Annotated in this window: 10 protein-coding genes; 2 read left to right on the top strand and 8 right to left on the bottom strand. The window is 70.3% G+C overall.

Going from position 1 to position 13,124, the window contains the following annotated elements; genetic code table 11:
- Positions 1–43: 43 nt before the first annotated feature.
- The 3 genes from KI385_RS31325 to ureA all read right to left on the bottom strand — a co-directional run bounded on the left by KI385_RS31325 (position 44) and on the right by ureA (position 3,583).
- Positions 44–1,084, bottom strand: a complete 1,041-nt coding sequence (locus KI385_RS31325) for an agmatine deiminase family protein (RefSeq protein WP_238575461.1) — start codon at positions 1,082–1,084, stop codon at positions 44–46.
- A 79-nt stretch (positions 1,085–1,163) separates the two neighbouring features.
- Positions 1,164–2,876 (bottom strand): urease subunit alpha, encoded by a 1,713-nt coding sequence (locus KI385_RS31320; protein WP_238575460.1) that lies wholly within the window; start codon positions 2,874–2,876, stop codon positions 1,164–1,166.
- Positions 2,873–3,583, bottom strand: a complete 711-nt coding sequence (gene ureA, locus KI385_RS31315) for an urease subunit gamma (RefSeq protein ID WP_238575459.1) — start codon at positions 3,581–3,583, stop codon at positions 2,873–2,875. The genes KI385_RS31320 and ureA overlap by 4 nt, the downstream gene beginning before the upstream one ends.
- A 267-nt stretch (positions 3,584–3,850) precedes the next feature.
- On the opposite strand from ureA, the gene KI385_RS31310 reads away from it, so the two are divergent.
- The gene (locus KI385_RS31310) at positions 3,851–5,305 is read left to right on the top strand and encodes a cytosine permease (protein WP_238575458.1); all 1,455 of its coding nucleotides are present in this window, start codon (positions 3,851–3,853) and stop codon (positions 5,303–5,305) included.
- Positions 5,306–5,390: 85 nt separating this feature from the next.
- Here the strand turns inward: KI385_RS31310 and KI385_RS31305 are convergent, their stop codons facing one another.
- Together KI385_RS31305 and KI385_RS31300 are read right to left on the bottom strand one after the other, a co-directional pair.
- Positions 5,391–6,479 carry a branched-chain amino acid aminotransferase gene (locus KI385_RS31305; RefSeq protein ID WP_238575457.1) on the bottom strand — a complete coding sequence of 363 codons (1,089 nt, stop codon included), beginning with the start codon at positions 6,477–6,479 and terminating at the stop codon, positions 5,391–5,393.
- 375 nt (positions 6,480–6,854) lie between these two features.
- Complete coding sequence (locus KI385_RS31300) at positions 6,855–7,895, bottom strand: 3-isopropylmalate dehydrogenase (protein WP_238575456.1); 1,041 nt, start codon at positions 7,893–7,895, stop codon at positions 6,855–6,857.
- 129 nt (positions 7,896–8,024) lie between these two features.
- On the opposite strand from KI385_RS31300, the gene KI385_RS31295 reads away from it, so the two are divergent.
- Positions 8,025–9,626, top strand: coding sequence for a fibronectin type III domain-containing protein (locus KI385_RS31295; protein WP_238575455.1), 1,602 nt, complete (start codon positions 8,025–8,027; stop codon positions 9,624–9,626).
- 162 nt (positions 9,627–9,788) lie between these two features.
- Here the strand turns inward: KI385_RS31295 and KI385_RS44025 are convergent, their stop codons facing one another.
- The 3 genes from KI385_RS44025 to KI385_RS31285 all read right to left on the bottom strand — a co-directional run bounded on the left by KI385_RS44025 (position 9,789) and on the right by KI385_RS31285 (position 13,038).
- Positions 9,789–9,920, bottom strand: coding sequence for a hypothetical protein (locus tag KI385_RS44025; RefSeq protein ID WP_099055466.1), 132 nt, complete (start codon positions 9,918–9,920; stop codon positions 9,789–9,791).
- A 391-nt stretch (positions 9,921–10,311) separates the two neighbouring features.
- Positions 10,312–11,943 (bottom strand): L-glutamate gamma-semialdehyde dehydrogenase, encoded by a 1,632-nt coding sequence (gene pruA / locus KI385_RS31290; RefSeq protein WP_238575454.1) that lies wholly within the window; start codon positions 11,941–11,943, stop codon positions 10,312–10,314.
- Positions 11,944–12,111: 168 nt separating this feature from the next.
- Entirely contained in the window at positions 12,112–13,038 is a 927-nt protein-coding gene (locus KI385_RS31285) for a proline dehydrogenase family protein (RefSeq protein WP_238575453.1), read from the bottom strand.
- Positions 13,039–13,124: the final 86 nt, after the last annotated feature.

The following is a 13,124-nucleotide window of genomic DNA, read 5'->3' as shown; positions in this document are numbered from 1 at the left end:
GGGACCTCCGGGGTCGGCTGTGGACGGGGCCTGTCGGGGGCGATCAGACCTTCGGCTGCTGCTGGGTGATGCAGTGGATACCGCCACCCGCTGCGAAGATCGTACGGGCGTCGACGAGGGCGACCGTCCGGTCGGGGAAGAGCCGGCGGAAGATTCCGGCCGCGTGCTCGTCGCGCGGGTCGTCGAATCCGCACAGCACCACACCGTCGTTGCAGAGGTAGTGGTTGATGTAGGAGTAGTCGACCAGCTCACCGTCCTCCTCGATGACGGTGGGCGCGGGCACCTCCACGACCTCCAGCTGACGGCCCTTGGCGTCGGTGGCGGACCGCAGCAGCTTGACGATCTCGTGGCAGATCGCGTGGTCGGGGTGGTCGGGATCGGGCTGGGTGTGGACGAGTACGACGCCGGGGCGGGCGAAGGCGGCGACGATGTCGACATGGCCGCGGGTGCCGAACCGGCCGTAGTCGGCGGTGAGGCCGCGCGGCAGCCAGATCGCCTTGGTGGTGCCGAGGTGGGCGTGGATCTCGGCCTCGACCTCCTCGGCGGTGCGGCCGGGGTTACGGCCCGGGTCGAGCTGCACGGTCTCGGTGAGCAGGACGGTGCCCTCACCGTCGACGTGGATACCGCCGCCCTCGTTGACGAGGGGGGTGGCGTAGCGGCGGGCTCCGGCGAGTGCGGAGACCTGCTCGGCGATCTTCTCGTCGAGCTCCCAGCGGGCCCACTCCTGGGCGCCCCAGCCGTTGAACACCCAGTCGGCGGCGGCGAGCGAGCCCCTGCCGTCGGTGAGGAAGGTGGGGCCGATGTCGCGCATCCAGGCGTCGTTCAGCGGGCGCTCGACGAGGTCGATGTCCGCGCCGAGGAGTGCGCGGGCGCCCTCCGACTGGCCGGGGCCGGCGACGACGGTGACCGGCTCGAAGCGGCGGACCGCCCGGGCGACGGCGGCCCAGGCGCGACGGGCCTCGGCCAGTGTCTCGCCGCCCTCCTCACCGAAGGTGAAGTTGGGGCCGGGCCAGGCCATCCAGGTGCGCTCGTGCGGCGCCCACTCCGGGGGCATACGGAAGCCGTCGGCGACAGGGGTGTTCATGCGGAGGTCCTCACGGTTCACAGTGGGAGTCGGGCAAGGGTGCCGGTGGAGCAGGCGGGTGTCACAAGACGTACGGGTGTCACAAGAAGTACAGACGGGACAGCGAGACGGTGTCGGCCGGTTCCGAGCGCATCGGGTCGCCGTCGAGGGTGACCAGTCCGCTGTGCCCGTCGACCTGGACCTGTCCGACCCGGGAGTTGCGGACGAGATTGCCGGGGCCGATGCCGCGGGTGCCGCGGACGGCGACCCGGCGGCGACGGGTGGGCAGGTGGTCGCCGCCCTGTTCGGCCGCGGCGCGGGCGACGAAGGCGACCGAGATCTCGGCGGGGGTGGCGCCGTACGCCCCGAACTGCGGGCCGAGCACCAACGGCTCGCAGGTGTCGGTGGCGGCGTTCGGGTCGCCGGTGACGCCGTAGGCCGGGAAGCCGGACTTCAGTACCAGCTGCGGCTTGGCGCCGAAGTACTGCGGCTTCCACAGCACGATGTCGGCCATCTTGCCGACCTCGATCGAACCGATCTCGTGCGAGAGGCCGTGGGCGATGGCGGGGTTGATGGTGAGCTTGGCGATATAGCGCAGCACCCGCGCGTTGTCGTCATGGGCGCCGTCGCCGGCCTCCCCGTTTTGGGGAAGAAGGGGCCCGAGCTCGGCCTTCATCTTGCCGGCCATCGCGAAGGTACGGCGTACGGTCTCGCCCGCGCGGCCCATGCCCTGGGCGTCGGACGAGGTGATGCCGATCGCCCCGAGGTCGTGCAGCACGTCCTCGGCGCCCATCGTGCCGGCCCGGATGCGGTCGCGGGCCATGGCGGCGTCGCCCGGCAGATCGGTCTTCAGGTCGTGGACCGAGACGATCATGCCGTAGTGCTCGGCGACCGCGTCCCGCCCGAAGGGGAGGGTGGGGTTGGTGGAGGAGCCGATGACGTTGGGGACCCCGGCCATCTTCAGGACGTTGGGGACGTGTCCGCCGCCGCAGCCCTCGATGTGGAAGGCGTGGATGGTGCGGCCGTCCAGGACGCGCAGGGTGTCCTCGACGGTGAGGCATTCGTTGAGGCCGTCGCTGTGCAGCGCGACCTGGACGTCGTGGTCCTCGGCGACCCGCAGCGCGGTGTCCAGGGCGCGGGCGTGCGCACCCATGTCCTCGTGCACCTTGAAGCCGCAGGCACCGCCCTCGGCGAGCGCCTCGACCAGCGGGGCATCGCCCGAGGAGGAGCCGCGGCCGAGGAAGCCGATGTTGACCGGCCAGGCGTCGAAGGCGCCGAAGGCGTGCCCCAGAGCCCAGGGAGAGTTGACGCCGACGCCCCAGACCGGCCCGAATTCCTGGCCGATGATGGTGGTCACGCCGGAGGCCAGCGAGGCTTCCATGACGCGTGGCGAGAGCAGATGGACGTGGGTGTCGACGGCGCCCGCGGTGGCGATCATGCCTTCGCCGGAGACGATCGAGGTGCCGGTGCCGACGACGACATCGACGCCGTCGAGGGTGTCGGGGTTGCCGGCCCGCCCTATGGCGTGGATACGGCCCTGACGGATGCCGACGGACACCTTGCGGATGCCCTGGATCGCGTCGATGACCAGCACATTGCTGATCACCACATCGCAGGTCTCGCGCACCGCGGCGGCCTTGAGGTGCAGCCCGTCACGGGCGGTCTTGCCGAAGCCGGCCAGGAACTCGTCGCCGGGCTTCTGGGCGTCGGACTCGACCCGGACGACCAGGCCCGAGTCTCCGAGGACGACCCGGTCGCCGGCCCGCGGGCCGTGCACCGACGCGTACTCGTAGGGGTCGATGCTGCTGGTCATGCCTGCTCCTCCGCTCCCAGGTAGCCGCAGGCGGTGGCCCGCCGCAGCGCTTCTTCCTTGGCGCCCGGCGCGTCCAGCGGGCCGTCCACGAGACCGGCGAAGCCGATCGCGATCCGGTCGCCGCCGATCGGGACCAGACCGACCTCCGCGGCGCCGCCGGGGTCGAACCGCACCGACGAGCCGGCCGGGACGCACAGCCGCATGCCGTACGCGGCGCCGCGGTCGAAGTCCAGCCGGGGGTTGGCCTCGAAGAAGTGGAAGTGTGAGGTGACGCTGATGGGCACCGTCGCGGTGTTGCGGACGGTCAGCACCACCGTGGGCTCGGGCTGCGGGTCGGCCGGGCCGGGGAGCACCGCGCCGGGCGCGGGGGCCGCGGCCTCGTCGCGCTCCGCGGCCCGCGAGCCGGCGCCGATCGGGTCGCTGACCACCGCGAGCCGGGAGCCGTCGTCGAAAACGGCCTCGACATGCACCTCGGTGACCACATCGGCCACGCCCGGCAGCACATCGTCCGGGCCGAGCACGCCGCGTGCCGCCTCGATGGCTTGAGCGAGGCGGCGCCCGTCCCGCGCCGCCTCGCAGACTGTGTCCGCGATCAACGCGGTCGCCTCGGGCACATTCAGCTTCAGTCCGCGGGCCCGGCGCGTCCGCGCCAGCTCGGCTGCGCCGAACAGCAGCAGCCGGTCGCGTTCCGTCGGCGTCAACCGCATCCCGTCACACCTTCCAGCTCGATTAGAGCAGCACTCTAACCAACAAAATGGTCAACGCGAAAGCATTGACCTACTGCATGGGGATGAGCGACATTGAGCGCTGCTCTAACTAAGCAGCGAATTGAACGCCGCTCTAAATGATCTCGCGCCAAGAGTGCCCCTCACCGGCACCGCGAGTACCACTCGACGGAGCACTGTCCAGAACACGGAGCACTGCACTCGGAGCACTGCTCGCACACTGTTGTCCGGCCTCTCAGGGGAGCCCTCATGCCGATAGAACAACGCGGAGTCGACACCATCCCGGACGAGGAACGCACCAGCGGTCCCCGCGACCTCATCTCGATCCTGCTCGGCTCGAACCTCGCCCTCGGCGTGGTCATCTTCGGCTGGCTCCCGGTCTCCTTCGGGCTCGGCTTCTGGCCCTCGGTGACCTCCCTGGTCGCGGGCACCCTCGTCGGCACCCTGCTGACCGCCCCGCTCGCGCTGGTCTCGCTGCGCAGCGCCACCAACCTCTCCACCAGCAGCGGCGCCCACTTCGGCGTACGCGGCCGGCTCATCGGCTCGGTCATCGGTCTGCTGCTGTCGCTCGGCTACACCGCGCTGACCCTGTGGGTCGGTGGCGACGCGGTCGTCGGCGCTCTGCACCGCCTCGTCGGGCTGCCGACCGGCGGACCGACGTACGCCCTGGTCTACGCCCTGCTGGCGGGCGCCACCGCCGTCGGCGCGGTCTACGGCTACCGGGTGCTGCTGCGGCTGAGCAAGGTGCTCGCGATCGGCCTGACCGTCCTGCTGGCCGTCGGCATCGTCGCCTACGCCGGTACCTTCACCACCGCGGCGCCGCACGGCAGCTCGTATCTGCTCGGCGGCTTCTGGCCGACCTGGCTGCTGGCCGCCGTCTCCGCGGGCCTGAGCGGCCCCATCGCGTTCATCACCCTGCTCGGCGACTACAGCCGCTACATCTCCCCGCGCCGGCACAGCTCCAAGAAGGTCTTCGGCGCGACCTGTCTGGGCCTGGTGGTCGGTCTGCTGGTGCCGCAGCTCTTCGGTACGTTCACCGCGCTGGCGGTCGGCGCGGGCGAGGACTACGCGGGCCCGCTGGTGGCCGGCGCCCCCTTCTGGTACCTGGCGCTGCTGCTGCTCAACGCCTCGGCCGGATCGGTCGGCAACTCCGGTCTGATGCTCTACAGCATGGGCCTGGACCTGGACGCCATCCTGCCGCGGGCGACCCGCACCCAGGCCACGTACGTGGTCGCCGCGATCGCGACCGCGCTGGTCTACGCCGGCCACTTCCTGTGGGCCGCGCAGGACGCGATGACCTCCTTCGTCCTGCTGATGACCGCCGTCGGTACGCCGTGGGCGGTGATCACCGTGATCGGCTTCGTGCGCTGCCGCGGTGCGTACGACCCGGATGCGCTACAGGTCTACAACCGCGGTACGCGCGGCGGCGTGTACTGGTACCGGGCGGGCTGGAACATCAAGGCGGCCCTCGCCTGGGCGCTGGGCTCGGTGGTCGGCCTGATGGGCGTGGACACTCCGCTCTACTCGGGGCCGCTGCTCCCCTTCACCGGCGGTATCGACGTCAGCTTCCTGCTCGCGGCGGCCGTGGGCGCCGTCGCCTACCTGGCGCTCACCGCGCGCGAGCCGCGGCCGGTACCGGCGCTGCGGACCCTTGCGCCACATCCGCCGGCCGCCCCGGTGGAGGCCTCCGCGGAGGTCGGCTGAGCCGGCGTGACCATGGCTGAGGCCGCCCCCGACATCGTGTCGGAGGCGGCCTCGGTCGTGTTCGGGGCAGCGCCCCGGGGCGGGATCAGCCCAGGGGATGCATCCAGCTGTGCGTGTCCGCGGCAACGCCCCGCTGGATGTCGAGGAGCGCCTCGCGCAGCTTCAGCGTGACCTTGCCGGGCTCGCCGTCGGACTGGGTCCACGCGCCGCCCGCGCTCTTGACGGTGCCGACCGGGGTGATCACGGCGGCCGTGCCACAGGCGAAGACCTCGGTGAGCGTGCCGTTCTCCGTGTCGGTCTTCCACTGGTCGATGGAGACCCGGGCCTCCTCCGACGCGTAGCCCAGGTCGCGGGCGACGGACAGGAGGGAGTCACGGGTGACACCGGCGAGCAGGGAGCCGGTCAGCGTGGGGGTGACGATTTTATCGCCGTAGACGAAGTAGAGGTTCATCCCGCCGAGCTCCTCGACCCACTTGTGCTCCACGGCGTCGAGGTAGGCGACCTGGTCACAGCCGTGCACCGCGGCCTCGGCCTGCGCGAGCAGCGACGCGGCGTAGTTGCCGCCGGTCTTGGCGTCGCCCATGCCGCCGGGGACGGCGCGCACCCGGTCCTCGGACAGCCAGATGGAGACCGGCTTGACGCCACCGGCGAAGTACGCGCCCGCGGGCGAGGCGATGACGACGAAGAGGTACTCGTTGGCGGGCTTCACGCCCAGGCCGACCTCGGTCGCGATCATGAACGGGCGCAGATAGAGCGACTCCTCGCCGCCGTGCGCGGGCACCCAGTCCTTGTCCTGCTGGACGAGCAGGTCACACGCCTCGATGAAGGTCTCGACGGGCAGCTCCGGCATGGCCAGGCGGCGCGCGGAGGCCTGGAAGCGCCGGGCGTTGGCGTCGGGGCGGAAGGTGGCGACGGAGCCGTCGGGCTGGCGGTAGGCCTTGAGGCCCTCGAAGATCTCCTGGGCGTAGTGCAGGACATTGGTCGCCGGGTCGAGGGAGAGCGGCCCGTACGGCACGAGCTGCCCGTCGTGCCAGCCGCGGCCCTCCGTCCACTTGATCGTCACCATGTGGTCGGTGAAGTGGCGGCCGAAGCCGGGGGCGGCCAGGATCTGCTCCCGCTCCGCGTCGGACAGCGGGTGCGAGGAGGGCTTGAGCTCGATCGTGGGCGTCGTCATGAATGCATGTCCTTCACTGCGTGTTCCGATACCTGGGGGTACCTCCCAGCGTGCGCTGGGGGAGGGTCACCGGCCCAGCCCTCCGGCCGGGGGTCGGGGGGTCGGCCCCCCACCTTGCGGCACCGGTGCGGTTTGTGGCGGCCGCGCGCACGACGAGATCTTGAACGTACCGGTCGTTACTGGGACGTCCGAGTTTCCTCGCGGACGGCGACACCACGTCCGATTATCGCCCGTGGCTCTCCGCCGCTGGAACCGTGTGCGCGGTCCGGCTCCGATGGTCGCACCCAACCGGGCGGTAGCCCAGAGTGGATTAACGCGGACAGCGCCGGACCGTAGGCGGCCCGGCGCTGTCACGTTCTGCTCGGTGCGCGGGCGTCAGCCCGCTACGCGTGCCGCGAGCGCATCGCCAATCTCGTCCGTGCTGCGCGCCGTGCCGTCCCGGGCCTCCAGGTCGGCCGCGACGGCCTCCTCGATGCGGGCGGCCTGCGGCTCGAAGCCGAGGTGGCGCAGCAGCAGGGCGACGGAGAGGATCGTCGCCGTCGGGTCGGCCTTGCCGGTGCCCGCGATGTCCGGCGCGGAGCCGTGCACCGGCTCGAACATCGAAGGGAACTCGCCGGTCGGGTTGATGTTCCCGGAGGCGGCCAGGCCGATGCCGCCGGTGACGGCCGCGGCGAGGTCGGTGAGGATGTCGCCGAAGAGGTTGTCGGTGACGATCACGTCGAACCGCTCGGGCTGGGTGACGAAGAAGATCGTCGCGGCGTCGACATGCAGATAGTCGGTGGTGACCTCGGGGTACTCCTGGCCGACCTTGTCGAAGATGTTCTTCCACATGTGGCCCGCGTAGACCAGGACGTTGTTCTTGTGAACCAGCGTCAGCTTCTTGCGGGGGCGGGCGTTGGCCCGCTCGTACGCGTCCCGGACCACGCGCTCCACACCGTAGGCGGTGTTGACGCTGACCTCGGTGGCGACCTCGGCCGGGGTGCCGGTGCGCAGGCTGCCGCCGTTGCCGGTGTAGGGGCCTTCGGTGCCCTCGCGCACGACGACGAAGTCGATGTCGGGGCGGCCGGCGAGCGGGGTGGCCGTGTTCGGGAAGAGCTTCGAGGGGCGCAGGTTGACGAAGTGGTCGAAGGCGAAGCGGAGCTTGAGCAGCAGACCGCGCTCCAGCACACCGGAGGGTACGGACGGGTCGCCGATGGCGCCGAGCAGGATCGCGTCGTGCTGCTTGAGCGACTCCAGCTCCGCGTCCGGCAGGGTCTCGCCGGTCGCATGCCATCGCTTGGCACCAAGGTCGTACTCCTTGGTTTCCAGCTTGATGTCCTGCGGGAGGACCGCGGTCAGGACCTTCAGGCCCTGGGCCACGACTTCCTGGCCGATACCGTCACCGGGGATCACTGCGAGGCGAATGCTGCGAGACATGTTTGGACCCTACTCGCTGTCCCATTGATTGACACGTAACGTCCGCCATACGGACACATGGGAAGCCGGTCAGCTGCCGTTCACCCCAACGCCCCACTGTGGTCGGGTGATGCTGCGAAATTCGGCAGCATGACTGGAAACCCCCGGGGGGCCGAACCCCTGCCCTCGCACACCCCTCGCGTCGGTATACCGGAGCAGCTCGCGGCCCGGATGAGCATGCCCGAGCAGCATGACTACCTCCGTACGAAGCTGACCCGCCGGGGCCTGCTGCGCACCTCTGCCGCCACCGCGGGAGTGGTCGCGGGCTCCGGTCTGCTGGCCGGTTCGGCCCAGGCCGTCTCCCCCACCCTCCTCGCCTCGCGGGCCACCGCCACCGTCGACGGTTCGCTGGTGGCCCCCTTCGGCCGCCATCTGGCCTTCGGCGCCGACCCCAAGAGCCAGATGCGCGTCGGCTGGCAGGTGCCGTTCGCGGTGAAGCGGCCGTATCTGCGGGTGGGCCTCAAGCCGTGGGACCTGGGGCGCAAGATCGAGGCCGAGGTGCGCGATCTGCACACACCGTCGCTGTCCGCGAAGCTGCCCGCCGTGCAGCAGTACTACCTGCACGCCGCGCTGGACGGACTGCGCCCGGGAACGACGTACTACTACGGCGTCGGCCACGACGGCTTCGACCCCGCCGACCCGCGCCACTTCTCCACCGTCGGCACCTTCCGTACCGCCCCGGCCCGCGCCGAGAAGTTCGTCTTCACGGCCTTCGGCGACCAGGGCGTGAGCTACCACGCGCTCGCCAACGACCAGCTGATCCTGGGTCAGAACCCGTCCTTCCACCTGCACGCGGGCGACATCTGCTACGCGGACCCGGACGGCCAGGGCTCCGACCACGACACCTATGACGCACGGGTGTGGGACCAGTTCCTCGCCCAGACCGAGTCGGTGGCCAAGTCCGTGCCGTGGATGGTGACCACCGGCAACCACGACATGGAGGCCTGGTACTCACCCAACGGCTACGGCGGCCAGAACGCCCGCTGGACGCTGCCCGGCAACGGCCCGGACGCCAAGAACGCCCCCGGCGTCTACTCCTTCACCTACGGCAATGTCGCGGTCGTCGCCCTGGACGCCAACGACATCTCGTACGAGATCCCCGCCAACCAGGGCTACACCGACGGCAGGCAGACCCGCTGGCTGGACCGCCGGCTGGCCGAGCTGCGCGCCGCCAAGGGCATCGACTTCATCGTGGTCTTCTTCCACCACTGCGCCTTCTCCACCACCAACTCGCACGCCTCCGAGGGCGGGGTGCGCGACGCCTGGCTGCCGCTGTTCGAGAAGCACCGGGTGGACCTGGTCATCAACGGCCACAACCACGTCTACGAGCGGACCGACGCCATCAAGGGCGGCCGGGTCAGCAAGAAGATGCCGATCGGCGAGAGCGTCGACTCCGCACACGAGGGCATCGTCTACGTCACCGCCGGCGGCGCGGGCAAGTCGCTCTACGACTTCCCCGTACCCGACAGCTACGAGGGCCACGTCAAGGACCTCGACCACGTCGACACCTACCACTGGTCCAAGGGCCAGGTGAAGACCAAGGACACCGTGGAGTGGTCCCGGGTCCGCTACACCGGCTACTCCTTCATCGCCGTCGAGGTCTCGCCGGGCCACCGCCCCAGGATGAAGGTCACCGCGCTCGCCGAATCCGGCGAGCGCATCGACCACTTCGAGGTGACCCGCTCACACTGAGCCGGCTCACACCCACCCGCAGGGGCGCCCCGGATCCGGGCGCCCTTGTGGCGTTACGAGGGACCGATCCAACGGGCCAGCGACGACCGGATCCGCCACCAGCAGTGGCACAGCTCCGACGACAGCCGCGACGGCAGGGGCCCAACTTGTGCGCGCATCACTTCAGTGCCCGGTGGAGCCGCCGTTGTCGCGGCGGTCGAGGGCGCGCTGGAGAGCGGCCGCGGCGTTCCGGCGGTCGGCTTCGTTGGTCGTACGGGCGGAGTGACGGGTCCTGCGGACGGCAGTCTCGGCCATGATTCACGTCTCCAATGCCAAAGCCCCGAGAACGGTGGGGAAGCGTCGATCCAGAAGCGGCCGGTAGGGGCGGGGGCCTCGGCGCCGCAGGGGTCACCTGCGCTCGTGCACCGGGCCGCATCCGCAGTCGCTCGATGGAGCGTTACGTTCGGCTTCTACAAAGCTAGGGCAGCTCGGCCGTGATGTCTGCACAATTACTTGGGCTTCCTACTATCTGAGACGGCGACCGTGTTCCCGAACCGGTGATCCCCGGATATCCGCAGGTCACAGGCGTCCCACCCGATCCGGCTCGGCGGTGTCGGCTGCGCCACACGAAGTGCCCGGGAGCACGCCGACGGCCCGGCCGCCCCTGGTGAGGAGGGGCGCCGGGCCGTCGGTGTTCACGCGGGCATCAGCCCATGTGCGGGTAGCGGTAGTCCGTCGGCGGGACCAGGGTCTCCTTGATGGAGCGGGTGGAGGTCCAGCGCATCAGGTTCTGCTTGGCGCCGGCCTTGTCGTTGGTGCCGGAGGCGCGGCCGCCGCCGAAGGGCTGCTGGCCGACGACGGCACCGGTGGGCTTGTCGTTGATGTAGAAGTTGCCGGCCGCGAAGCGCAGCAGCTCGCAGGTGCGGGCCGCCTCGGCACGGTCCCGGGCGATGACGCAACCGGTCAGGCCGTAGGCAGAGGCGGACTCCATCTGGGTGAGCATGGCGTCGTAGTCGGCGTCGTCGTAGACGTAGACGCCGAGGATCGGGCCGAAGTACTCGTCCTTGAAGATCTCGTTCTCCGGGTCGGTGGAGACCAGGACCGTCGGGCGGACGAAGTAGCCCTCGCTGTCGTCGTACGTGCCGCCGGCCACGACCTCGACGGTCGGGTCGGCCTTGGCACGGTCGATCGCCGCCTTGTTCTTGGCGAACGAGCGCTCGTCGATGACGGCGGACATGAAGTTCGACAGGTCCGAGACATCGCCCATGCTGAGGGAGTCGACCTCGGCGGCGAACTCCTCCTTGAAGCCGTCGTTCCAGAGGGAGGCCGGGACGTAGGCGCGGGAGGCCGCGGAACACTTCTGGCCCTGGAACTCGAAGGCGCCACGGGTCATGGCGGTCTTCAGCACGGCGCGGTCGGCCGTGGGGTGGGCGACGATGAAGTCCTTGCCGCCGGTCTCGCCGACGAGCCGCGGGTAGGTCTTGTAGTTCTCGATGTTGAGGCCGACCGTCTTCCACAGGTACTGGAAGGTCTTGGTCGAACCGGTGAAGTGGATGCCCGCCAGGTCGGGGTGGGTCAGCGCCACCTCGGAGAGGTCCTTGCCGTCACCGGTGACGAGGTTGATGACGCCCTTGGGCAGCCCGGCCTCCTCCAGCAGCTGCATCAGCAGCACGGCGGCGTAGGTCTGGGTCGGGGACGGCTTCCAGACCACGACGTTGCCCATGAGGGCGGGCGCGGTCGGGAGGTTGCCGGCGATCGCGGTGAAGTTGAACGGCGTGATCGCGTAGACGAAGCCTTCGAGGGGGCGGTGGTCCGAGCGGTTCCAGACACCCGGGGAGTTCGCCGGGGGCTGCTCGGCGAGGATCTGGCGCGCGAAGTGCACATTGAAGCGCCAGAAGTCGATCAGCTCGCAGGGGGTGTCGATCTCGGCCTGCTGGACGGTCTTGGACTGGCCGAGCATGGTGGCGGCGGCCATCGTCTCGCGCCAGGGGCCGGCGAGCAGGTCGGCGGCCTTGAGGATGATCGCCGCGCGGTCGTCGAAGGACAGCGCACGCCAGGCCGGGGCGGCGGCCAGCGCGGCGTCGACCGCGTCCTGGGCGTCCTGGGCCGTGGCGTTGGCGTACGTACCGAGACGGGCGGAGTGGTTGTGCGGCTGCACGACGTCGAAGCGCTCGCCGCCGCCCATCCGCCGCTCGCCACCGATGGTCATCGGCAGCTCGATCGGGTTGTCGGCCAGCTCCTTGAGCTTGGCCTCCAGACGGGAACGCTCCGGGCTGCCGGGGGCGTAGGTGTGGACCGGCTCGTTCACCGGCACGGGGACCTGGGTCACAGCGTCCATAGCGGCCGTGTCTCCTTCGATTTCGCTCGTCGGTTTTCGTACGTCGGTGGGTGCGGCCGCGGCCACGTCGGGTGGGCGGCTGCGGGCGGCCACATCGGGGTCATCCCCCCGGCTTCCAGCATCCACCCGTGGCGCCGCCGGAGGCGATCAGCCTCGGGCCCTGTTCCGTCAGCCGCGGGTCGCCAGCGACCTCAGGAAGAATCCGAGGTTCGCCGGGCGCTCGGCGAGCCGGCGCATGAAGTAGCCGTACCAGTCGGTGCCATAGGGGATGTACACCCGCATACGGTTCCCCTCGGCGACCAGCCGCTGCTGCTCCGCCTCACGGATGCCGTACAGCATCTGGAATTCGTAGTCGGCCGGCTTGCGCCCGTTGCGGTGCGCCAGGTCCTGGGCGATGGCCACCATCCGCGGGTCGTGCGACCCGATCATGGGGTAGCCCTTCCCGGCCATGAGGATCTTCAGGCAGCGCACATAGGCCTTGTCGACCTCCCGCTTGTCCTGGAGGGCGACGGTCGCGGGCTCCTTGTACGCGCCCTTGACCAGCCGCACCCGGGACCCTTCCCCGGCGAGCGCATGGCAGTCGTCCTCGGTGCGGAAGAGGTAGGACTGCAGCACCGCACCCGTCTGGGGGAAGCGCTCGCGCAGGTCGGCGAGGATCGCGAGGGTGGAGTCGACCGTGGTGTGGTCCTCCATGTCGAGGGTCACGGTCGTTCCGGCCTCGGCGGCGGCCTCGACCACCGGAGTGACGTTCTTCAGCGCCAGCTCGTGCCCGCCGGTCAGCGCCTGGCCGAAGGCGGACAGCTTGACCGACATCTCGGCCTTCACGCCGAGCCCGTGCTCCTTGAGGGCCGCGGCCAGCTGGAGGTAGGCGTCGCGGTTGCGCAGCGCCTCGGCCGGGTCGGTGATGTCCTCGCCGAGGTGATCGAGGGTGACCTCCAGGCCTCGCGCGGCGAGGTTCCGCACCGCCGCCATGGACTCGTCCAGGTGCTCGCCGGCGACGAACCGGTCCACCACGGGGCGGGTGACCGGAGCGGCCGCGACGATACGGCGGATGCTGTCGCTGCGCGATGCGGCGAGAAGCACGGGACCCAGCATGGGGCACCTCCACGTTTCAGGGTGACAAGTGCCGGGCGGACACCGGACGGGGCGGACGCGTCGGCAAGATTGAGCCACCTGAAATT

The sequence above is a fragment of the Streptomyces inhibens genome (assembly GCF_022221585.1).
Taxonomy (GTDB): Bacteria; Actinomycetota; Actinomycetes; order Streptomycetales; family Streptomycetaceae; genus Streptomyces; species Streptomyces inhibens.
The sequence above is the reverse complement of the archived record's forward strand: the minus strand, read 5'-3'. Positions and strand labels throughout refer to the sequence as shown.

Coding starts and splice junctions, on each gene's coding strand:
- KI385_RS31325 (WP_238575461.1), bottom strand. CDS start 1,084: ATGAACACCCCTGTCGCCGACGGCTTCCGTATGCCCCCGGAGTGGGCG.
- KI385_RS31320 (WP_238575460.1), bottom strand. CDS start 2,876: ATGACCAGCAGCATCGACCCCTACGAGTACGCGTCGGTGCACGGCCCG.
- ureA (WP_238575459.1), bottom strand. CDS start 3,583: ATGCGGTTGACGCCGACGGAACGCGACCGGCTGCTGCTGTTCGGCGCA.
- KI385_RS31310 (WP_238575458.1), top strand. CDS start 3,851: ATGCCGATAGAACAACGCGGAGTCGACACCATCCCGGACGAGGAACGC.
- KI385_RS31305 (WP_238575457.1), bottom strand. CDS start 6,479: ATGACGACGCCCACGATCGAGCTCAAGCCCTCCTCGCACCCGCTGTCC.
- KI385_RS31300 (WP_238575456.1), bottom strand. CDS start 7,895: ATGTCTCGCAGCATTCGCCTCGCAGTGATCCCCGGTGACGGTATCGGC.
- KI385_RS31295 (WP_238575455.1), top strand. CDS start 8,025: ATGACTGGAAACCCCCGGGGGGCCGAACCCCTGCCCTCGCACACCCCT.
- KI385_RS44025 (WP_099055466.1), bottom strand. CDS start 9,920: ATGGCCGAGACTGCCGTCCGCAGGACCCGTCACTCCGCCCGTACGACC.
- pruA (WP_238575454.1), bottom strand. CDS start 11,943: ATGGACGCTGTGACCCAGGTCCCCGTGCCGGTGAACGAGCCGGTCCAC.
- KI385_RS31285 (WP_238575453.1), bottom strand. CDS start 13,038: ATGCTGGGTCCCGTGCTTCTCGCCGCATCGCGCAGCGACAGCATCCGC.